General features: G+C 61.0%; 21 protein-coding genes. 5 read left to right on the top strand and 16 right to left on the bottom strand.

From position 1 onward, the window contains the following. Window positions 1-62: 62 nt before the first annotated feature. The 7 genes from C4J87_RS17570 to minC all read right to left on the bottom strand — a co-directional run bounded on the left by C4J87_RS17570 (window position 63) and on the right by minC (window position 7,023). A complete protein-coding gene (locus C4J87_RS17570; protein WP_124367817.1) occupies window positions 63-2,234 on the bottom strand; it encodes a mechanosensitive ion channel family protein in 2,172 nt (723 codons plus the stop codon). A gap of 72 nt (window positions 2,235-2,306) precedes the next feature. Beyond that, entirely contained in the window at window positions 2,307-2,483 is a 177-nt protein-coding gene (locus C4J87_RS26165; RefSeq protein WP_164487669.1) for a hypothetical protein, read from the bottom strand. A gap of 224 nt (window positions 2,484-2,707) precedes the next feature. Beyond that, on the bottom strand, window positions 2,708-3,997 hold the full coding sequence (locus tag C4J87_RS17565) for a M18 family aminopeptidase (RefSeq protein WP_124367816.1): 1,290 nt from the start codon (window positions 3,995-3,997) through the stop codon (window positions 2,708-2,710). Window positions 3,998-4,178: 181 nt separating this feature from the next. Continuing rightward, a complete protein-coding gene (locus tag C4J87_RS17560) occupies window positions 4,179-4,814 on the bottom strand; it encodes an RluA family pseudouridine synthase (RefSeq protein ID WP_124367815.1) in 636 nt (211 codons plus the stop codon). A 201-nt stretch (window positions 4,815-5,015) separates the two neighbouring features. After that, complete coding sequence (gene minE / locus C4J87_RS17550) at window positions 5,016-5,270, bottom strand: cell division topological specificity factor MinE (RefSeq protein ID WP_003175252.1); 255 nt, start codon at window positions 5,268-5,270, stop codon at window positions 5,016-5,018. Window positions 5,271-5,273: 3 nt separating this feature from the next. After that, a complete protein-coding gene (minD, locus tag C4J87_RS17545; RefSeq protein WP_124363734.1) occupies window positions 5,274-6,086 on the bottom strand; it encodes a septum site-determining protein MinD in 813 nt (270 codons plus the stop codon). Window positions 6,087-6,285: 199 nt separating this feature from the next. Beyond that, window positions 6,286-7,023 (bottom strand): septum site-determining protein MinC, encoded by a 738-nt coding sequence (minC, locus tag C4J87_RS17540; RefSeq protein ID WP_124363733.1) that lies wholly within the window; start codon window positions 7,021-7,023, stop codon window positions 6,286-6,288. A 118-nt stretch (window positions 7,024-7,141) separates the two neighbouring features. Here minC and C4J87_RS17535 point away from each other — a divergent pair, with 118 nt between their 5' ends. Together C4J87_RS17535 and C4J87_RS17530 are read left to right on the top strand one after the other, a co-directional pair. Continuing rightward, on the top strand, window positions 7,142-8,077 hold the full coding sequence (locus C4J87_RS17535) for a lipid A biosynthesis lauroyl acyltransferase (protein ID WP_124367813.1): 936 nt from the start codon (window positions 7,142-7,144) through the stop codon (window positions 8,075-8,077). A gap of 29 nt (window positions 8,078-8,106) precedes the next feature. Then, a complete protein-coding gene (locus tag C4J87_RS17530; RefSeq protein ID WP_124367812.1) occupies window positions 8,107-9,237 on the top strand; it encodes a patatin-like phospholipase family protein in 1,131 nt (376 codons plus the stop codon). A gap of 109 nt (window positions 9,238-9,346) precedes the next feature. Here C4J87_RS17530 and C4J87_RS17525 read toward each other — a convergent pair whose 3' ends face one another. From C4J87_RS17525 to puuE, 7 genes are all read right to left on the bottom strand, one after another. Then, window positions 9,347-10,132 carry an outer membrane protein OmpK gene (locus tag C4J87_RS17525; protein WP_124367811.1) on the bottom strand — a complete coding sequence of 262 codons (786 nt, stop codon included), beginning with the start codon at window positions 10,130-10,132 and terminating at the stop codon, window positions 9,347-9,349. 228 nt (window positions 10,133-10,360) lie between these two features. Next, entirely contained in the window at window positions 10,361-11,707 is a 1,347-nt protein-coding gene (locus tag C4J87_RS17520; protein WP_124367810.1) for a nucleobase:cation symporter-2 family protein, read from the bottom strand. 175 nt (window positions 11,708-11,882) lie between these two features. Then, window positions 11,883-13,166, bottom strand: a complete 1,284-nt coding sequence (locus tag C4J87_RS17515; protein ID WP_124367809.1) for a urate hydroxylase PuuD — start codon at window positions 13,164-13,166, stop codon at window positions 11,883-11,885. A 51-nt stretch (window positions 13,167-13,217) separates the two neighbouring features. Then, window positions 13,218-13,721, bottom strand: a complete 504-nt coding sequence (locus C4J87_RS17510; RefSeq protein WP_124363727.1) for an ureidoglycolate lyase — start codon at window positions 13,719-13,721, stop codon at window positions 13,218-13,220. A gap of 83 nt (window positions 13,722-13,804) precedes the next feature. Continuing rightward, window positions 13,805-14,800, bottom strand: a complete 996-nt coding sequence (gene alc, locus C4J87_RS17505; RefSeq protein WP_124367808.1) for an allantoicase — start codon at window positions 14,798-14,800, stop codon at window positions 13,805-13,807. Window positions 14,801-14,841: 41 nt separating this feature from the next. Next, complete coding sequence (gene uraD, locus C4J87_RS17500) at window positions 14,842-15,357, bottom strand: 2-oxo-4-hydroxy-4-carboxy-5-ureidoimidazoline decarboxylase (protein ID WP_124367807.1); 516 nt, start codon at window positions 15,355-15,357, stop codon at window positions 14,842-14,844. Further along, on the bottom strand, window positions 15,354-16,280 hold the full coding sequence (gene puuE, locus C4J87_RS17495; protein WP_124367806.1) for an allantoinase PuuE: 927 nt from the start codon (window positions 16,278-16,280) through the stop codon (window positions 15,354-15,356). The genes uraD and puuE overlap by 4 nt, the downstream gene beginning before the upstream one ends. A 77-nt stretch (window positions 16,281-16,357) precedes the next feature. Here puuE and C4J87_RS26160 point away from each other — a divergent pair, with 77 nt between their 5' ends. After that, window positions 16,358-16,672: a hypothetical protein gene (locus C4J87_RS26160; RefSeq protein WP_164485267.1), complete on the top strand. Its 315-nt coding sequence runs from the start codon at window positions 16,358-16,360 to the stop codon at window positions 16,670-16,672. A gap of 47 nt (window positions 16,673-16,719) precedes the next feature. Next, entirely contained in the window at window positions 16,720-17,073 is a 354-nt protein-coding gene (gene uraH / locus C4J87_RS17485) for a hydroxyisourate hydrolase (RefSeq protein ID WP_124367805.1), read from the top strand. Between the two features lie 80 nt (window positions 17,074-17,153). On the opposite strand, the gene C4J87_RS17480 is transcribed toward uraH, so the two are convergent. Together C4J87_RS17480 and C4J87_RS17475 are read right to left on the bottom strand one after the other, a co-directional pair. Then, on the bottom strand, window positions 17,154-17,795 hold the full coding sequence (locus C4J87_RS17480; RefSeq protein WP_124367804.1) for a LysE family translocator: 642 nt from the start codon (window positions 17,793-17,795) through the stop codon (window positions 17,154-17,156). Window positions 17,796-17,859: 64 nt separating this feature from the next. Then, entirely contained in the window at window positions 17,860-19,206 is a 1,347-nt protein-coding gene (locus tag C4J87_RS17475; protein ID WP_124367803.1) for an NCS2 family permease, read from the bottom strand. Window positions 19,207-19,514: 308 nt separating this feature from the next. Here C4J87_RS17475 and C4J87_RS17470 point away from each other — a divergent pair, with 308 nt between their 5' ends. Then, window positions 19,515-20,117 (top strand): glutathione S-transferase family protein, encoded by a 603-nt coding sequence (locus C4J87_RS17470; RefSeq protein ID WP_124367802.1) that lies wholly within the window; start codon window positions 19,515-19,517, stop codon window positions 20,115-20,117. The last annotated feature ends 25 nt before the right edge of the window (window positions 20,118-20,142 follow it).

Genomic DNA, 20,142 nt, shown 5'->3' with positions numbered 1-20,142 from the left:
TCTGTCAGTCAGCTTATTTTTCAGCTGACCCACCGCCATCGGGGGCAAGCCCCCTCCCACAGTTAATTTGTACTGTCCTGCGGTTTGTCTTTCTCCAGTCCCCCCGTCACCACCTGCACACTCAAGCGCGGTGTCGCCAGATCGAGCCCGGCTTCATCCAGATGCCGCTTGAGTGACAGGTTGAACGCCCGCGACACTTCCCACTGCTTGATCGGCGCCGTCTTGAACCGTGCGCGCAGGATCGCGCTGCCCGATTCAAAACTCTCCACGCCCTGAATCTCCAGCGGCGACCAGATATTGCGGCGTTGCAGTGGGTCATTGCGCATGGCGTGGCCGACATCGCGCATCAGCTTGATTGCGTCGTCGATCTCCATGTTGTAGGGGATCGCCACGCGAAAGATCGCGTAGCCGAATTCCCGCGAGTAGTTCTTGATGCTCTTGATCTCGCTGAACGGAATGGTGTGCACGATGCCGTCGATATCGCGCAGGCGCACGGTGCGGATGGTCAGCCCTTCGACGGTGCCGAGGTGACCGCCGACGTCCACGTAGTCATCGATGGCCAGGGAGTCTTCGATGATGATGAACAGGCCGGTGATCAGGTCGGCCACCAGCGACTGCGCACCGAAACCGATCGCCAGGCCGATCACACCGGCACCGGCCAGCAGTGGCGTGACGTTCATGCCCATGTTCGCCAGGGCGACGATGGCGGCGATGATAAAAATAGTCACGAACAGCACGTTGCGGATCAACGGCATCATGGTTTGCGCACGCGCGTTGGCCAGGCCTTTACGCGAGCGGGTCAGGGCATGATGGATCGCGGTGTCGCTGAGAATCCAGATCAGCCAGGCAAACAGTAAAGTCCCGCCGAGGCTGAACAGCTTGACGCTGATTTCATGGCCATCGCCTTCGGTGAAGCGAATCAGTGACAGGCCCCACACGCGCAGGCCCAGTTCGATAAACACCAGCCACACCAGCAGGTGCGCCAGGGTGTAGACGAAGCTTTTCAGGCGGTCGGAGTACAGCGCATGGCGCTTGTGCCCGCGTTGCGGCTTGAGGGCGTGGCGCCGCACCAGCCCGTTGATCACCATGCACAACACCAGCAACACGGTGCACAGCAGCGACTGGCGCAGGGCGGTGCTGGTGTCGCCGGCGGACAGGAAGGTGGCGAACAGCGAAATACCCACCAGCAACAATGCCGGCAAGTACCAGAAAGTGCCGATGATCGACAGGGTATCGGTGAGGGCGCGACGCGTCAGGCGGCGCGACAGTGGTTGGTTACGGATCAGGTGAGCGATCGGCCGACGGAAGCGCAGGATGAACACGCCAGTGGACAGCGCCGCCATCACGTTGGCCACGGTTGCGGCCGTATGAGCCAAGTGCTGGCCGAGCGCCGTGACCAGTCGCGGGTCGCTCAAGGCTTCACCAAAGGCGGCGAAACTGCCGATCCACCACAGCGGGCGAAAGGCCTGATGGCGCAGGATATACAGAGCGCGGTGGCGGTGCGGGCCGTCCAGCAGGGAAAACGCAATCACGCAGATCGCCGAGAAACAGGTGCCGACGACCAGGGCGTAAGCCAGCACCATCGCCAGGGATTTGCCCAGGGACGAGGGCAGGGCGTAGCTCAGGTAAACCGTGATCACCAGAGCGATCAACCACGGGCCGAGTTTGCGCAGGGCGAAGCGCAGCATGTCCCAGGTGCGTGGGTGTTGCGGAAGCTCTTCAGGCAGGCCGAAGCGTTCGCGCACGCGGTGACTGAGCCAGATCAGCGCGGCGGCCAGCAGGCTCCATACCGCCAGGATCACCGCAAAACCAAAGATGATCGGCAGCCATTCAGTGGCCGGCAGCATCAGTGCGCTGAGTTCGTCCCTGGCCAGGTCGACTTCATTGGACCAGCGGCCCAGTGGGCTGTCGGCGCCGGAGAACTGCTGTTCAAAGCCAGACAGCGTGCTGCCGATCAGGCCGAGCACACCGAGTTCGGCCGCCGGTTGGGCTTTTTGCGTGGCGGCGCGCAGTTTCTTCAAGTCGCTCAGCAACTGGGTGCGCTGCTGATCGTTCTCCAGGGTCTTGATCACCTCGTCCAGCGACTGCCCCAAAGGCACCTCGGCCTGGGGTTGGGCTTTGTTGGAACTGCCCAGCATTCCGGGCAAGCCCACGGCTTGGGCGCAGGTGATAGGCAGCAGCGTGAGCAGGGCGATGAGCAGGTAGCAGGGCAGGGCAAACAGACGGGAAAGCACGAGGCAGTCAACCTTGAAAACGACGAATTGGCCGAGTGTACGAGGCCGCTATGCCAGATGCGAGCGCATTTGTTATTCCGCCAGTTTGGCGAGGATCTTGTATACCACGGTGCCCAGGATCAGCAGCATGCCGACCCACATGCCGAACACGCCAAGGGGTTTGTCGCGAAAGTTGAAGCCTACGGCGAGCAGGAGCATGCCGATCATGATCGGGATAAGCATGGCGTGGAACGAGGACATGGGGATCATCAGGCGACGGCCTTGTCGGAGTGGGAGTTCTGACAAGTCTAGGTCGGATTATTAAAAGTGCCGGTGATGCAGATCAGGTGTACGCCAAACCTAATGTGGGAGGGGGCTTGCTCCCGATGGCAGAGTGTCAGTCAATGTATTTTTGACTGAAGCACCGCAATCGGGGGCAAGTCGAATCGTCGCACCGCCCCTCCCACATTTTTGAGCGCATTCAGCCTGGCAAATCAGGGCAGGTCGCGGCTGGCGTAGAACGCGCCCAATACCTTCACCAGATGTGCCAGGTCATGGCTACCGCACAGTTCACGGATGGAATGCATGGCAAATGTCGGCAGGCCGATGTCCACGGTGCGCACACCCAGGTGGCTGGCGGTGATCGGCCCGATCGTCGAACCGCAGCCCATATCGCTGCGCACCACAAAGCTCTGCACCGGCACTTCCTGGGCCATGCACAGGTGGCGGAAGAACCCGGCGGTTTCGCTGTTGGTCGCGTAGCGCTGGTTGCTGTTGACCTTGATCACCGGACCGGCGTTGAGCTTGGGGCCGTGGTTGGCGTCGTGTTTTTCAGCGTAGTTCGGGTGCACGCCATGGGCGTTGTCCGCAGACACCAACAGGGATTTCTGAATGGTGCGTACGAACTCTTCACCTTCGGGCAGCAGGCGGCGCAGGGTCTGTTCGAGCATCGGGCCATCGGCGCCGCAGGCCGAGCAGGAGCCGACTTCTTCGTGGTCGTTGCACACCAGCACGCAGGTCTCCTCGGTGTCGCTGGTGAGCAGGGCTTGCAACCCGGCGTAGCACGACAGCAGGTTGTCCAGGCGCGCACCGGCAATGAAGTCGCCATTGAGGCCAATCACCGCAGCGCCTTGGGTGTCGTAGAAGCTCAGCTCATAGTCGAGTACCACATCGGCGTTCAGCCCATGCTCGCGAGCCAATTGTTCGGTGAGCACGGCGCGAAAGTCCACGCGCTCGTCACCGGCAAACTGCGCGAGGATCGGTGGCAGTTCGGTCTGGGCATTGATCGCCCAGCCCTGGTTGGCTTCACGGTTCAGGTGAATGGCCAGGTTGGGAATGATGGCGATCGGCAGCTTGAAGTCGATCAGCTGGCTTTCGACCTTGCCATCGCGGCGGAACGTGACGCGGCCAGCCAGGGACAGGTCGCGGTCGAACCACGGGGCCAGCAAGGCGCCGCCGTAGACTTCCACGCCCAACTGCCAGAAACCCTGGCGTTGCAGCTCGGGCTGCGGCTTGACCCGCAGACACGGGCTGTCGGTGTGGGCGCCGACCATACGGATGCCGTCTTGCAGCGGCGAATGGCGGCCCAGTTTGAACGCGATGATCGAGGAATCGTTACGGGTCACGTAATAGCGACCGTTGGCTTCGGTGGCCCAGGTGTCACGCTCGTCGAGACGCTGGTAACCGGCCGCTTCCAGGCGCTGGGCGAGGGCGGCAGTGGCATGAAAAGGAGTAGGGGAGGCCTTGAGGAAGTCGATCAGGCCTTGATTCAACGCATCGCGCATAAATAGCTCCAGACAGCAATGCGCGGAGTTTACCGTATTGGTTTGACTCGGTGGCGAGAACTGATGCAGAACTAATGTGGGAGGGGACTTGCTCCCGATGGCAGTGGGTCAGTCACAGATTCAGTGACTGACACTCCGCCATCGGGAGCAAGCCCCCTCCCACATTTACTGTATTTGCAGCTTAGAACGGCGCCGGGCACTCGAAGCGCAAGCGCTCGTGGCTTTGCGGGTGAGTGAAGCTCAGCATGCTCGCGTGCAGGCACAGGCGCGGCCAGGCGGCGAGGGCCTGTTCGTGGGCATACAGGCCATCGCCGAGCAGCGGGTGGCCGATGGACAACATGTGCACGCGCAACTGGTGCGAGCGCCCGGTGATCGGCGTCAGTTCGACGCGGCACCAGTCGCCGCAACGTTCCAGCACCTTCCAGAAAGTCAGCGCGTGCTTGCCGAACTCATGGTCGACCACATGGCGCGGCTTGGTCGGCGGGTCATAGCGCAAGGGCAGGTCGATGCTGCCGCTGTCCAGTTCCGGCTGGCCCCAAGCCAAGGCGGTGTAGGCCTTTTCTGTTTCGCGGTCGTGAAACTGGCGGGACAGTTCGCGGTGGGTATCAGCGTCCCGCGCCAGCAGGATGATGCCCGAGGTTTCCCAGTCAAGGCGATGGACGATGCGGGCTTCGGGGTAGCCGTTTTCCTGCAGGCGGGTGATCAGGCAGTCCTTGTTGTCGTCGGCGCGGCCGGGCACCGAGAGCAGCAGGGTCGGCTTGTTCACCACCAGGACAGCGTCGTCCTGATGCAGGATATGGATGTTGGACAACGGCATTAAACAGCCTCGTAACAAACGCCAACGGCGGCTCCACTGACTGCCCCTCACCCTGTAGGAGCGAGCTTGCTCGCGAAGAACCTGAGGCCACCGCGTTTCGCCTGAATGAACGCGGTGCCGTCGAGTTTTTCGCGAGCAAGCTCGCTCCTACAGCAGTGCAGGGGCCAAGTCGCAGAGCCGCCGTGGCGGCCGCCTGTTCGATCAACGATCAGGCAGGGTGATATTGAGTTCCAGAATCGAGCAGCTGCCGTCATTTTCCAGGGCGACATGCACGTCATCGTTGCCGATATTGACGTACTTGCGGATCACCTCGACCAGTTCCTTCTGCAAGGCTGGCAGGTAATCCGGGGTGCTGCGTTGGCCGCGTTCGTGCGCCACGATGATCTGTAGACGCTCTTTCGCGACCGACGCGGTACTTGGCTTTTTGTTGGCGCGAAAGAAGTCGAGAAATTTCATTGTTCAATTGCCTCCAAAGATACGCTCGAAGAATCCCTTCTTCTTGACATCGAGGAAGCGGTGTTCCACGGTCTTGCCCAGCAGGCGATCCACAGCATCGCTGTACGCCTGGCCGGCGTCGCTCTGGTCGTCGAGAATCACCGGCACGCCCTGGTTGGACGCTTTCAGCACGGCCTGGGATTCCGGGATCACACCGAGCAGGGTCACCGCGAGGATGTCCTTGACGTCTTCAACGCCGAGCATTTCGCCGTTGCTGACGCGCTCAGGGTTGTAGCGGGTCAGCAGCAGGTGTTCCTTGATCGGCTCTTCGCCTTTTTCGGCGCGCTGGGACTTGCTGGCCAGCAGGCCGAGCATACGGTCCGAGTCACGTACCGAGGACACTTCCGGGTTGGTCACCACGATGGCTTCATCGGCGAAGTACATCGCCAGGTGAGCACCGGTTTCGATACCGGCCGGGGAATCGCATACCACGTATTCGAAGGTTTCTTTCAGTTCGGCGAGGACTTTGCCTACGCCTTCCTTGGTCAGCGCGTCTTTGTCACGGGTCTGGCTGGCGGCCAGCACATACAGGTTCTCAAGGCGCTTGTCCTTGATCAGGGCCTGTTGCAGGTTGGCTTCGCCGTTCACCACGTTGACGAAGTCGTATACCACGCGGCGTTCGCAGCCCATGATCAGGTCGAGGTTACGCAAACCCACGTCGAAGTCGACGATGACTGTCTTGTGGCCGCGCAGAGCGAGGCCGGTACCGATAGCGGCGCTGGTGGTGGTCTTACCCACACCACCCTTGCCGGATGTAACCACGAGAATCTTGGCCAAGGTGTTTCACCCCTAAGGAAAAAGGACTTTTGGTCCCTGAAAAACATCTCTTGAAACTCGCTGCAGGCGGACAGCCTTTGTAGGAAGAAGCCAGGGTTTTTCCGGGGAAAACGCCAACTTCAACTAGTCCTACGCAAGTATTGCCGGTTTCGCTTTGCTATCAGAGCCTAGAGATGCTTGGAAAATGCGGCAGTATCCGTTAAAGACGGATGATGTTCAACACATCGCCCGACAGGTTGACCTGTACCGAAGCCCCCCACAGCGGATCACGGCGCAAGTCTTCGGACACCTTGTACTGACCCGCGATGGAAACCAGCTCAGCGGTCAACTGCTGGCAGAAAATACGCGCCTTGGTATCACCCTTGATGCCGGCCAGGGCACGTCCGCGCATCGGGCCGTATACATGGATATTGCCATCGGCGAGAAGTTCCGCGCCGGGGCTGACCGAGGACACCACCACAAGGTCGCCGCCCTGGGCGTAAATCTGCTGCCCGCCGCGCACGGGCGAGGTAATGATCTTGGTCGGCCGGATCGTGGGTTCCGGGGGTTTTTCCGGTTTTTTCTTCTGTTCACCGACCAATGGTTCGAGCGGACGCTCGCGTGCGCCGGACGGCGGCAGTACTGGCAGTTCAATGGCGATGGCCGCGGCAATGTCTTCGATACGGCTGGCGCGAATCGCCAGGGTACGCAGGCCGTGGGAGCGGCACACGCGCATCAGCCCGGGCAGGTCGATGACGCCCTGGCCGGCCGGCAGCTTGTCCAGGGCCAGCACCAGCGGGGCATTGTTGAAGAAATTCGGCGCCAGGGCGACCTTGGCGGCCAGTTGGCGGTCCAGGGCGTCGAGGTCATTGCGGGCCAGTTCCAGCACGGTAATGGCGAGCATGCTGCCTTTCAGCTGGAACACGGGATCTTGGTCTAGCGGTTCGGTTTGGCTCATGGTCGGCAAAGCGGCTTGTCACGAAAAGTGTCGAGACTTATAACGAGAACACTCACCCGCCGCAAGCCGAGTCGAACCGTTGTAGAATGCGCGGCCCTTGTCTTTACCGGAATCTGTAATGGATCGCCCGCGTTTTCGAGCTGTATTTCTTCACCCGCGTTTTTGGCCATTATGGCTGGGGCTGGGCCTGCTGTGGCTGGTCACCCAACTGCCGTACTGCGTGCTGCTGACCATTGGTCGCCTGCTGGGCGCGGGCATGTATCGCGTGGCCGGTGAGCGCCGCCGCATCGCCGCGCGCAACCTGGAGTTGTGCTTCCCGGAAAAATCCGCCAAGGAGCGCAAACGCCTGCTCAAGGAAAATTTCGCCTCCACCGGTATCGCCTTCTTCGAGATGGCCATGAGTTGGTGGTGGCCCAAACCGCGCCTGGCGCGCCTGGCCCATGTGCAAGGGTTGGAGCATCTCAAGCAGGCGCAATTGGACGGCAAGGGCGTGATCCTGATGGCCTTGCACTTCACCACCCTGGAAATCGGCGCTGCCCTGCTCGGGCAAAAGCACACCATCGACGGCATGTACCGCGAGCACGGCAACCCGCTGTTCGACTTTATCCAGCGCCGTGGCCGGGAGCGCCACAACCTCGATTCCCTGGCGGTGGAGCGCGACGACGTACGCGGCATGCTCAAGCTGCTGCGCGCCGGCCGGGCGATCTGGTACGCGCCGGACCAGGACTACGGCGCCAAGCAGAGTATCTTCGTGCCGCTGTTCGGCATCCAGGCCGCCACTGTCACGGCCACCAGCAAGTTCGCGCGCCTGGGCAAAGCCCTGGTGGTGCCTTTCACCCAGGAACGCCTGGCCGATGGCAGCGGCTACCGACTGGTGATTCATGCACCCTTGACGGATTTCCCCGGCGAGACTGACGAAATCGACTGCCTGCGCATCAACCAGTGGGTCGAAGCTTCGGTGCGCGACTGCCCCGAGCAATACCTGTGGACCCACCGCCGCTTCAAGAGCCGGCCACCGGGTGAACCCAAGCTGTACGAAAAACGCCGCCGGTAAGACTTACCTTTCCCATATGGAGTGACGCAATGCGCCCAGCTGAACCGGTCACAGGCTTGATTCTTTCCGGCGGCGGGGCGCGAGCGGCGTATCAGGTTGGAGTGTTGGCGGCGATTGCCGAATTGCTGCCGCCGGGGGCGCCGAATCCGTTTCCGGTGATCGTCGGCACGTCGGCCGGGGCGATCAATGCGGTCACCCTGGCCAGTGGCGCGACGGACTTCACCGCTGCTGTCCAGCGCCTCACCGCATTCTGGCAAGGCTTTCGCAGCCACCTGGTGCTGCGCAGCGACTGGCCGGGCGTGGTCCGCCAGGCCAGTCGCTTCCTGATTCATAGCCTGTTGGGCCTGGGCAGGCAGCTCCCGGTGGCGTTGCTCGACAGTTCACCGCTGCGCGATCTGCTGCAGGACAAGCTGCATCTGGCCGGCATTGACGACGCCATCCGGCACCGGCATCTGCACGCCGTGGCGGTCACCGCGTTCGGCTATGAATCCGGGCAGGCGGTGACCTTCTATCAAGGCGGCGGCACCATCGAACCCTGGCTGCGCCATCGGCGCATTGGTGTGCCGACGCCACTTACGGTGGAACACTTGCTGGCCAGTTCGGCGATTCCCTTGCTGTTTGCCCCGGTGAAGCTCGATCAGGAATACTTCGGTGACGGCGCCGTTCGCCAGTCGGCCCCGATCAGCCCGGCTCTGCACCTGGGCGCGAGTCGCGTGCTGGTGGTGGGCGTCAGCGGTAACCCGCGCGGCAATGAACCCTCGATGCAACGCACCTACACCGGCCAGGAACCGACGCTGGCGCAGATCGGCGGGCACATGCTCAACAGCACGTTCATTGACAGCCTGGAAAGCGATATCGAATTGCTGGAACGCTTGAACCAATTCAGCCATGTCTCGCCGGGGGTGGCGGCCGTGGAGGTGCTGGTGATTGCGCCCAGCCAGCCGATCGACGAAATCGCGGCCCGGCATCGGCAGGAATTACCAGCGGCATTGCGCTTGTTTTTGCGCGGGCCAGGGGCGACCAAGACCAGTGGGGCAGGGGTGTTGAGTTACTTGCTGTTCGAGGCGGGGTATTGCAGTGAGTTGATTGAGTTGGGCAGGAAAGATGCGTTGGCAAAGCGCGAGGAGATCACCCGGTTCTTAGGCCTGCCACTTATCTAAATGTGGGAGGGGGCTTGCTCCCGATAGCGGTGGTTCAGTCACTGATAGGTTGACTGACACACTGCTATCGGGAGCAAGCCCCCTCCCACATCGGTTATGCGCCGTTCAATCAGAAGTGATACTTGACCAGGAAGCTTGCGGTGTCCTGAGTCGTCTTGAAGGCGCCGCTGTCCTCGATCCCGTACTTGTTCTTCCAGTAGTCGTATTCAAACCCCACATACAACTGTTTGTCGCCCCAATGCAGCGCCTTGCCCAGGTCGTATTTGACCTGCGGGTTGAAGTGTAGGTTGGCGTGATAGGTGCCACGGGCGTTTTTGTCGTTATCCACCACCCAGTCCATGAAACCGTCGATCAACACATCGGAGTTGCCCACGGGAATGGTGTACGACCACACCGGCGTGATTTGCCACACGCCGTCGCCGGGGCGATTGCCTTCGGTCTGGCGCTGGTAGAAGTTCAACTGGAAGTAGTCGAACCCCGGAATATTAAAGTCAATCGCCGGGCCCAGCAGGTACGACTCGTTATCGCCTTCGCCGAACTCGTAAGTGAAGGCCAGCAATACATCTTTGATCGGGCCGAATGACAGGTCCTTATCCAGAATCTTGCCGAACGACAAACGTGGGCTGAACTCGCCGTAGTAAGTATTCGGACCGACGTTGCCGTCTTCCTTGCCGTTGTAAAAGATGCGGTCAAGGAAGAAGAAGTTGTCACCGTACTTCCACGCGTCGGCATGTTCGAACGTGACGGTTTGCTGGATCTGCGGGTTGACGGTAAAGCTCTTGCCCCACAGATACGTCAGGCTGTTGTTCTGCCACTGCAGCAAATCACCGGCCACGGCTTGGCCACCGGCCAGCAGGGATCCCGCCAGCATCAGGCCTTTGAACATAGGTTTCATTCGGTGCTCCCGAGTTAAAGTTTTATGTTTTTCTAATCTGGCGCTCTGGTGTGGCGCCTTTGGATCTGCTGAAGAACTCGTCTGATTGGTCAACTTTATGGCTGTAGCAAAAGCCGCGCCAAGGCGGTAAAAAAACCGTCGGTTCAAGCGGGCGCGGAGAATACTGGCTCCAACGTCTGGGCTCAAGTGCGCCGTTACAGCGCGCACAGGGCGACGATGGGGCGTGCGTCAGGGGTGGGCGTGCTCGACGGCGGGGCGTTCAGCACCGCCGAGAATGTTGAACAGTATGTTCAACGACAACGCGCTCAGGGTGGCCATGGCGATGCCACTGTGGGTTATCGGGCTCATCCACATTGGCAATTGCGCGAAGAACTCCGGACGCACCACCGGGATCAAGCCCATGCCGATGCTCACCGCCACCAGCAACTGGTTGCGCCGGTCGGCGATATCGGCTTCCTGCAGGATCTTGATGCCGGTCGCCGCGACCATGCCGAACATGGCGATCGCCGCGCCGCCCAGCACCGCCGGTGGAATCGACGCCACCAGGTAGGCGGCCTTGGGCAACAGGCTCAGCACAATCAGAAACGCTCCGGCCATGATCGTGACCGAGCGGCAACGCACGCCGGTCATCTGCACCAGGCCGATATTCTGCGCGAACGAGGAGTGGGTGAAGGTGTTGAAGAACCCGGCAAAGAATGACGCGCCGGCATCACAGAGCAAACCGCGACGCAGCATCTTCGGCGTGACGTCCTGGCCGGTGATCTTGCCCAGGGCGAGGAACATGCCGGTGGATTCGACAAAAATGATCACCACCACCAGGCACATCGACAGGATCGGCGCCAACTCGAACCTGGGCATGCCGAAGTGCAGCGGCGTCACCACTTGCACCCAAGGCGCCTGGGCCAGGCCGCTGAGGTCGACCATGCCGAGCGTGCCGCACAAGGCGTAGCCCAGCGCCATGCCGATCAGTACCGAGATGTTCACCCAGAAACCGCGCATGAAACGGTTGATCAACAGAATGGTGGCCAGCACCAGCGCAGCGACCGCCAGGTACACTGGCGAGCCGAACGTCGCGGCGGCGCTGCCGCCACCGGCCCAGTTCACGGCCACGGGAAACAGCGAAAGGCCGATGGCGGTAATCACGGTACCGGTCACCAGCGGCGGGAAAAAACGTACGACCTTGGACATGAACGGCGCGATGAGCATGCCGAAGAACCCGGCGGCGATGGTCGCACCGAAGATCCCCTGCAAGCCGATACCGGGCATGCCGGCCATGGCGACCATGCTGCCGACGGCGGCGAAACTGGCGCCCATCATCACCGGCATGCGAATACCCACCGGGCCGATGCCGAACGACTGCACCATCGTGGCGATGCCGGCGACCAACAGGTCGGCGTTGATCAGGAAGGCGATTTCTTCACGGCTCAAGCCTGCGGCCTGGCCAATGATCAGGGGCACGGCGACAGCACCGCCGTACATCAGCAAGACGTGTTGCAGGCCTACCAGAATCAGTTGCAAGAGGGGCAGCCGCACCATGGCGGGTGCGGCAGGGTTCTGCGTTTCTAACTGGGACATGCAACACCTCGGATCTTTTTATTTTTGTGTTGTGTGGAACGCGATCTTCAAAACACGGCAGTCCACCTGTGGGAGGGGGCTTGCTCCCGATAGCGGTGTGTCATTCAAAGTATCTGTGACTGAGCCACCGCCATCGGGAGCAAGCCCCCTCCCACATTGGATCTCTGTGAATCAATCAGTTGGTACGCGCCCCCTGGTTGATCCAGGTGCCAATCAAATCCCGCTCCTGCTGGGTCATCTGGGTGATGTTGCCCAGCGGCATGATCTGGCTGGCCACGGCCTGCGCCTGAATGCGCGCCGCCTGTTGCTGGATCTGCGCCGGCGTGTCGAACATCACTCCGGCCGGTGCGGTGCTGAACAGCGGGCTGGTGGGCTTGGCCGAATGGCAGACGGTGCAACGCTGCTCGATCACATGGTGCACCTGGCCAAAGTCGGTGCTGGCTTGGGCAGGTGCCGGTTCAGCTGCCGGGGCTGCAGGCGCAGCCGGTTTCACGCCGCCGCCCAGGGCAGTTTCCGGCAACGGCTGGTACTCGATCGCCGTCGGTGCCTTGGCCACTTCCGGCGCCGGCGTGGGCCCGGTCACGTAGGCCAGGCTGATCATCGCCAGCGCACCCACCGGCAAGGTCCACGCATACTTCTGGCTGTTATGCCGGGTGTTGAAGTAGTGCCGTACCAACACTGCCGCCACCGCGATCCCGGCCAGGATCAGCCAGTTGTAGTGGCTGCCATAGGTGCTCGGGAAGTGGTTGCTGATCATGATGAACAGCACCGGCAAGGTGAAGTAGTTGTTGTGCCGTGAGCGCAGCAAACCCTTGGCCGGCAGCGCCGGGTCGGGTGTGCGGTTCTCGGCGATGGCCGCCACCAGCGCGCGCTGGGCGGGCATGATGATGCGGAACACGTTGCCGACCATGATCGTGCCGATCACCGCACCCACATGCAGGTAGGCGCCACGGCCGCTGAACACCTTGCTGAAGCCGTAGGCCGCTGCAATCAACAGCACGAACAGGATCAAGCCGAGCAGGGCAGGGCGCTTGCCCAGGGCCGAGTCGCAAAGAAACGAGTAGACGAACCAGCCGACGAACAGTGAGCCGATGCCCAGCAAGACGCCTTCGGTGCCGCTCAGGCTGCTGCCGGGGGCGAGCAGGTACAAGGTCGGATTCCAGTAGAACACCACGCACAGCAGCGCAATGCCCGACATCCAGGTGAAATAGGCTTCCCATTTGAACCAGTGCAGGTTGTCCGGCATGGTCGGCGGGGCCAGTTTGTATTTTTCCAGGTGGTAGATGCCGCCACCGTGGATCGCCCACAAGTCACCGGCCAGGCCGCTCTTGGGGTTGACGCGATTGAGGTTGTTTTCCAGCCAGACGAAGTAGAAAGAAGCGCCGATCCAGGCGACGCCGGTGATCATGTGAACCCAGCGCACGCTCAGGTTCAGCCATTCCATCAAATGTGCTTCCACAGTCTTTACCTCTCGCCTGTCGCCCTTGTTGTCGGGTGATCAGACCTTCTCTTATTGGTGGGGGGCGAGGATCAACCGCTCATCCTCTTTGAAAAAATGCTCATCGCAGTTATTGCCTGTGCCACTGCGATCAACCACCAGGAAGTCATCCCGCTTTTCGATCGTCAGCACCGGGTGGTGCCAGACGCCGCGATGGTAATTGATGCCCTGCCTGCCGTTGGTGACGAAGGCGCGGACCAAGCCTGATACAGGTGCATCGCCAAGTGGCGCGACCACGATCAGAAAGGGGTTGCCGAGCAGCGGAATGAAGGCCTGGCTGCCCAGCGGGTGTCGCTCCAGCATGCACACGGTCAGCGGCATGTCCTGCGCGTCGGCGCGGAAGATGCTGATGATGGCGTGGTCTTCAGGCTGTGCTGTTTCGACCGTCGCCAGTTTGTGAAAGCGCATGGTCGACCCGTTGTTGATCATGAAGTGATCGCTGCCATCGGTTTCGATAACGTCTCCGAAGGGGGCGAAGGCTTCTTTGGTCAGGGGTTCGATCGTCAGTGTGCGCATGGCTGTCTTCTTTTCAGTTGGATCGTTCCCACGCTCTGCGTGGGAACGCTGCCCTGGACGCTCTGCGTCCGCTCTTGGTTCGCTTATTTGGCTACCTTGCCCAACACCCGCAGGCGACTCACGCCCCCATCCGGGAACACGTTCAAGCGGATGTGGGTAATCGGCCCCAGCGCCTTGATCTGCTCGGCGAAGGTGTGTTCGGCGTGCATTTCCAGTTTCTGTGCCGGCAGCAGTTCACGCCAGAACAGTGATTGGGTTTCGATCTGACTGTCGGTGCCGCCCTTGACGAACGCGCCCTGGATCGAGCAGGTGTCCGGGTAGTTGCCCTTGAAGTGCAGGGTGTCGACGATGATTTTCTCGATTTCGCCAGGGTGGCCCAGCGCGACGATCACCCAGTCATTGCCCGGCGTACGGCGACGTGCGGTTTCCCAACCATCGCCCATGTTGATGCCACGGCCTGGGTTGAGGATGTTGCTCATGCGCCCGAAGTGTTCATCGGAGCAGGCCAGGGCACGCCCGCCATTAAGCGCGGCGGCCAGGTCGACCTGTTCGTTGTCGCCCACCGCAGACCAGTCGCGGAACGGCACACCGTACACGCGCAGACGGGCCACGCCGCCATCCGGGTAGATGTTGAACCGCAGGTGGCTGAACGCCTGCGTGTTGTGGATCTCGTGGTAATGGTGGCTGTTGCCTTGCAGCTCGACGGCCGACAGCACTTCCACCCACTGGGTGTTGGCATCCGGCTCGCCCGAGGCGAGGAAGCAGGCTTCCAGGGAGGCCGACGGCGGGTAGTTGCCGGTGAAGAATGAGGTGTCGATGTCCACGCCCTTGATCGAGCCCGGCACGCCCAGGCGGATCACCGCGCTGTCGTAGCCTTCGAAGCGCTTGCGGCGTGACTCCCAGCCGTCCATCCACTTGCCGTTGTCATCGAAAACGCCCTCCTTCCACACGGCCGGGGTCGGCTGGAACAGGCGGTTGGCGTCGGCGAACCAGTCATCGGTGACTTCGATGATCTTGGTGCCCAGGCGGGCGTCGGCGAGGTTGACGAACTTCTCGAAAGGTACGGGTTGCGCTTTCATTCTTCTTGTCTGCCTTGGATAGAGTGGCTGGGGATGGTCATTCAGAGGGTCAGTAATCGGAACAACGCGATCTTGTTGATCTCAGCCAGCGCGCAGTTGAACTCGGCTTCAGCCGAGTTGTGAATACGCGTTTCGAACGCGGCCAGGATCTGGTGCCGGTTGCTGCCTTTTACCGCCATGATGAAGGGAAACTTGAACTTGGCCTTGTAGGCCTCGTTCAGCTCGGTGAAGCGCGAGAACTCTTCGGCCGTGCATTGGTGAATACCCGCGCCGGCTTGTTCATCGGTGCTGGCTTGGGTCAGTTCGCCCTGGACGGCAGCTTTGCCGGCCAGGTCCGGGTGAGCGTTGATCAGGGCCAGCTGGCTGGCGTGATCGGCGCTCAACAGGATATCGCTCATGCGCTGGTGCAGGCTTTCGATCTGGTCGACCGACGCATCCTGGCCAAGGTCGAAGGCCTTTTCGGCCACCCATGGCGAGTGTTCGTAGATATCGGCGAAGGCGGCGACAAATTCATCGCGGCTCAGGCTCGACGGTTCAAGGGTTTGGAACGCAGTCATTTCGCCGCTCCCGTGCAGGGGTGGGTGTGCTGCCAGTGCCGGGCGATGTCGACGCGGCGGGTGAACCACACCTGTTGATGGCTTTTGGCGTACTCGATAAAGCGCTTCAACGAAGCCAGGCGCGCCGGCCGGCCAATCAGGCGGCAATGCAGGCCGATGGAAAGCATCTTCGGCGCCTCGGCCCCTTCGGCATAGAGCACGTCGAAGGCGTCTTTGAGGTACTCGAAAAAGTCGTCGCCCTTGTTGAAACCCTGCACCTGGGTGAAGCGCATGTCGTTGGTATCCAGGGTGTAAGGGATGACCAGGTGCGGCTTGCCGGTGGGCGTGTTGGGTTCCCAGTAGGGCAGGTCGTCGTCGTAGGTGTCGCAGTCATACAGGAAGCCGCCTTCCTCCATCACCAGGCGCCGCGTGTTGGGGCCGGTGCGGCCGGTGTACCAGCCCAGCGGGCGTTCACCGGTCAGCTCGGTGAGGATGCGGATCGCTTCGAGCATATGCTCGCGTTCCTGGGCCTCGTCCATGTACTGGTAGTCGATCCAGCGGTAACCGTGGCTGCAGATCTCGTGGCCGGCGGCAACCATGGCGCGGATCACGTCCGGATGGCGCTGGGCGGCCATGGCCACGGCGAAGATGGTCAGCGGGATGTCGAATTCCTTGAACAGCTTGAGGATGCGCCACACCCCGGCACGGCTGCCGTATTCGTACAGCGACTCCATGCTCATGTTGCGCGCGCCCTGCAGCGGTTGCGCCGAGACCATTTCCGAGAGGAAGGCTTCGGACTCTTTATCGCCATGCAGGATATTGCGCTCGCCGCCTTCTTCGTAATTGAGTACGAACGACAGCGCGATACGTGCATTGCCCGGCCAGTGGGGGTGAGGAGGGTTACTGCCGTAACCGATCAGGTCGCGTGGGTAGTCAGCGCTCACTGCAGTCTTCCTTCTTGTTCGTGGTAGCAAGTGTGTGTGGCGGCCGGGCAGCGGAAAGACTGGGTGGCGTCACAGCGATGAGTGATTGTATACAACTTATCGCTCACTTTGTAAGCCTGCATTTCTGCATTTTTTCTGCAGGTATCTTTGCAGGGCCGTTGCAAGAAACTTGCCTAACCGGTCAGCTAACCACAAAAAAATTCACTGTAGGAGCGAGCTTGCTCGCGAAAAGCCTGAGTGCGCCACTTTTCTACCTGGAACTTCGCGTTGGCGTTGAGCTTTTTCGCGAGCAAGCTCGCTCCTACAGAGGTTTAGAGTCTGTTGAATTTATTGTGTACAATTTTTTTGAAAAATGTCTTAATCAGCTCTCGCCGGCTTTTTCGATGCCCTGAAAGAGTGCGGGTTCTTTATGACTGACTTCGGGAGGCGCATAAACGCCATGGGACGTTTGACCACACACGTTTTGGATGCCGCGCACGGCTGCCCCGGCAGCACAATCAAGGTTGAGCTATACCGCGTCGACGGCGCGCAACTAACGCTGGTCGCCACCGCCGTGACTAACGACGACGGTCGCTGCGACGCACCGTTGCTGCAGGGCGACGACTACCGCAGCGGTGTCTATCAACTGCAGTTCAGCGCCGGCGACTATTACCGCGCCCGTGGCGTGCAGTTGCCGGAGCCGGCTTTCCTCGATGTGGTAGTGCTGCGGTTCGGCATCAGCGCCGAGCAGGATCACTACCATGTCCCGTTACTGATTTCGCCTTACAGCTATTCCACCTATCGCGGTAGCTGAGCGTCACCTCGCTTCATACCCCCAAGCTCTTCGTTGGTTTTTTGCCCGCCCACACTGCGGGCTTTTTTTCGGCCGTGCGTTCAACCCAGTGGCGCTCGAGCCTTGATCAGCGAGGCCACGCCGGCGCAGCCGAACAAGGCGGCGCTGATGCGGTTGAACCAGCTCTGGCCCGAGCCGCTACGCAAATACCGCGCGGCGCTCTGCGCACCCAGGCCGTAACCAAGCTTGCACAGCAGGTCGAGCACGGTCCAGGTGGCGATCATGGTCAACAGCTGCGGCAGGAATGCCTGATCCGCGCTGAGAAATTGCGGCAAGAAGGCGGCAAAGAACAGGATGTCCTTGGGGTTGCTGGCGCCCAGCACAAAGGCGCGACCGAACAGCACGCGAAAACGTGGGGTCGACGCCACCTGTGGCACATCAGCGCCCTCGGCCGGCCGACGTGATTGCTGCCAGCTCTGCCAGGCCAGGTAAAACAAGTACATCGCGCCGACGATTTTCAGCGCGCTGAATACTTGCTCGGATGCCAGCAACAGCGCGCCAAGGCCCAAGGCCGAGGCGCTCAGCAGGCAGATCGAAGCAAATACCCCGCCCAGGAACGCCGGGTACGAACGGCGCAGGCCGTAGTTCAAGCTGTTGCTGATCATCAGCAGGGAAAGAGGGCCAGGGATCAGGATCACCACCAGCGCCGCGCCGCTGAACAGCAGCCAGGTTTCCAGGTTCATTGCAGTCCTCCAATCGTACAAAAGCCCCACCCGACGGGGTGAGGCGCGGTGCAGCCGTGGGGCCTTACAGGAAGGCGAACTTGGCGATAAAAATCACGCACAGCACCCACAGGCTGACGGAAATTTCCTTGTGCTTACCGGTGCCGGCCTTCAGCGCGACATAGGTGATAAAGCCCAGCGCGATGCCGTCGGCCACCGAGAAGGTCAGCGGCATCATGATCGCCGTGACGATGGCCGGAATGCTGTCGGTGGCCTCGTCCCAATTGATATGCGCCATGCTCGCCATCATCAGCATCGCCACGTAAATCAACGCGCCCGCCGTGGCATAGGCTGGAATCATGCCCGCCAGCGGCGCAAAAAACATCGCCGCCACGAACAAAATACCCACCGTCACCGCCGTCAGCCCGGTGCGCCCGCCGGCAGCCACCCCGGCGGCGCTTTCCACGTAGCTGGTCACGGGCGGCACGCCGACCATGGCCCCGAACACGCTGGAGGCGCTGTCGGCTTTCAACGCACGGGACAGGTTATCGATCTTGCCGTCGGCATTGACCAGCCCGGCCCGTTGCGCAACGCCCATCAGTGTACCGGCAGTGTCGAACATGTGTACAAAAAGAAAGGCAAATACCACGCTGATCATGCTGACATTGAACACACCCTTGACGTCCATGGCCATCCAGGTTGGCGCAAGGCTGGGCGGGGTGGAGAGAATGCCGTTGTAGTGCACTAGGCCCAGGCCCCAGCCGGCCAGGGTCACGGCGATGATGCTGATGAGGATCGCGCCGAACACGCGGTGGTAACTGAGGATCGCAATCAGCAGGAAGCACACCGCTGCCAGCAGGGGCGCGGGCTCGTGCAGCGAACCGAGCTTGATCAGCGTGGCGGGGCTGTCGACGATAATGCCGGCGGTCTTCAGGCCGATCACCCCGAGAAACAAGCCGACACCCGCGCCCATGGCGTGGCGCAGGCTCACCGGAATGCTGTTGAGCAGCCATTCGCGCACGCGGGACAAGGTGAGGCCCATGAACAGCACGCCCGAGATAAACACCGCACCCAGCGCAGTTTCCCAGTGGTAGCCCATGGTGCCGACCACGGTGTAGGTGAAAAACGCGTTCAAGCCCATGCCCGGCGCCAGGCCCACCGGCCAGTTGGCGTACAGGCCCATCAACAGGCAACCCAGCGCGGCGGCGATGCAGGTGGCGACGAAGGCCGCGCCGTGATCGATGCCGGCGTCGGCCATGATGTTGGGGTTGACGAAGATGATGTAGGCCATGGTGATGAACGTCGTGAGGCCGGCGATCAGCTCGGTCTTCACTGTGGTGCCATGCAAACGCAGTTTGAACAGGCGTTCCAGCCAGCCGCCTTGGGGCGCGGCGAGATCCAGCGTAGGGGCTTCGGTTTTGCGGCTATCCACAGCGAGTACTCCTCAATCGTTTTATTGTTATTTCCAGCGCCGGTCACATGAGTGGGCAACAGCGCTTTGAGGTACTGGCGGGTTTTGTTGACCATTAGGTCAGGAACTCGCACGAAGCGAATTATGCTTTTGTATACAAATAAAGCAAATAATGTTTTCGATTATCTTGGCGGAAAGGGATGAAAGGCTGCTTCCAGCGCAGTCGGCCAGATTTATTCTGCCCCACGCCTTGAAACAATCCCTCGATACCCGCACTTTGATGGCGCAAGCGTTCGCTCAGAGCGCGCGAAGCGGCATAAGGGGAGCCCATGTACAAGGTTTATGGCGATTACAGATCGGGCAATTGCTACAAGGTCAAATTGATGCTCAGCCTGTTGGGCATCCCGTACCAATGGATCGATATCGATATTCTCAAGGGTGACACCCAAACCCCTGAATTTCTTGTCAAGAACCCCAACGGCAAGATCCCGGTGCTGGAACTGGAAGACGGTACCTGCCTGTGGGAGTCCAATGCGATCCTCAACTTCCTCGCCGATGGCAGCGAGTTTTTACCCAGTGAGCCGCGCTTGCGCACCCAGGTGTTGCAGTGGCAGTTCTTCGAGCAATACAGCCACGAGCCGTATATTGCGGTGGCGCGGTTCATTCAGTTTTACCTGAACATGCCGCAGGATCGCCTCGAAGAATACAAGACCACCCACAAGGGCGGGTACAAGGCACTGAAGGTCATGGAACGTCAGCTGCTAGCCACGCCGTATCTGGTGGGCGAGCAGTATTCGATTGCCGATATCGCGTTGTATGCCTATACCCATGTGGCCCATGAAGGGGGCTTTGACCTGGCGCCTTATCCGGCGGTGCAGGCATGGTTGCAGCGCGTGGCCAGTCATCCAAACCATGTGGCGATGCTGGGCTGAGCCACCATTCGAATGTGGGAGGGGG

The organism is Pseudomonas sp. R1-43-08, from assembly GCF_003852255.1.
Taxonomy (GTDB): domain Bacteria; phylum Pseudomonadota; class Gammaproteobacteria; order Pseudomonadales; family Pseudomonadaceae; genus Aquipseudomonas.
This window is presented reverse-complemented; position numbering and strand designations above follow the sequence as displayed.

Coding starts and splice junctions, on each gene's coding strand:
- C4J87_RS26165 (WP_164487669.1), bottom strand. CDS start 2,483: ATGATCCCCATGTCCTCGTTCCACGCCATGCTTATCCCGATCATGATC.
- C4J87_RS17565 (WP_124367816.1), bottom strand. CDS start 3,997: ATGCGCGATGCGTTGAATCAAGGCCTGATCGACTTCCTCAAGGCCTCC.
- C4J87_RS17560 (WP_124367815.1), bottom strand. CDS start 4,814: ATGCCGTTGTCCAACATCCATATCCTGCATCAGGACGACGCTGTCCTG.
- minE (WP_003175252.1), bottom strand. CDS start 5,270: ATGAAATTTCTCGACTTCTTTCGCGCCAACAAAAAGCCAAGTACCGCG.
- minC (WP_124363733.1), bottom strand. CDS start 7,023: ATGAGCCAAACCGAACCGCTAGACCAAGATCCCGTGTTCCAGCTGAAA.
- C4J87_RS17535 (WP_124367813.1), top strand. CDS start 7,142: ATGGATCGCCCGCGTTTTCGAGCTGTATTTCTTCACCCGCGTTTTTGG.
- C4J87_RS17530 (WP_124367812.1), top strand. CDS start 8,107: ATGCGCCCAGCTGAACCGGTCACAGGCTTGATTCTTTCCGGCGGCGGG.
- C4J87_RS17525 (WP_124367811.1), bottom strand. CDS start 10,132: ATGAAACCTATGTTCAAAGGCCTGATGCTGGCGGGATCCCTGCTGGCC.
- C4J87_RS17520 (WP_124367810.1), bottom strand. CDS start 11,707: ATGTCCCAGTTAGAAACGCAGAACCCTGCCGCACCCGCCATGGTGCGG.
- C4J87_RS17510 (WP_124363727.1), bottom strand. CDS start 13,721: ATGCGCACACTGACGATCGAACCCCTGACCAAAGAAGCCTTCGCCCCC.
- alc (WP_124367808.1), bottom strand. CDS start 14,800: ATGAAAGCGCAACCCGTACCTTTCGAGAAGTTCGTCAACCTCGCCGAC.
- uraD (WP_124367807.1), bottom strand. CDS start 15,357: ATGACTGCGTTCCAAACCCTTGAACCGTCGAGCCTGAGCCGCGATGAA.
- C4J87_RS26160 (WP_164485267.1), top strand. CDS start 16,358: ATGAGTGATTGTATACAACTTATCGCTCACTTTGTAAGCCTGCATTTC.
- uraH (WP_124367805.1), top strand. CDS start 16,720: ATGGGACGTTTGACCACACACGTTTTGGATGCCGCGCACGGCTGCCCC.
- C4J87_RS17480 (WP_124367804.1), bottom strand. CDS start 17,795: ATGAACCTGGAAACCTGGCTGCTGTTCAGCGGCGCGGCGCTGGTGGTG.
- C4J87_RS17470 (WP_124367802.1), top strand. CDS start 19,515: ATGTACAAGGTTTATGGCGATTACAGATCGGGCAATTGCTACAAGGTC.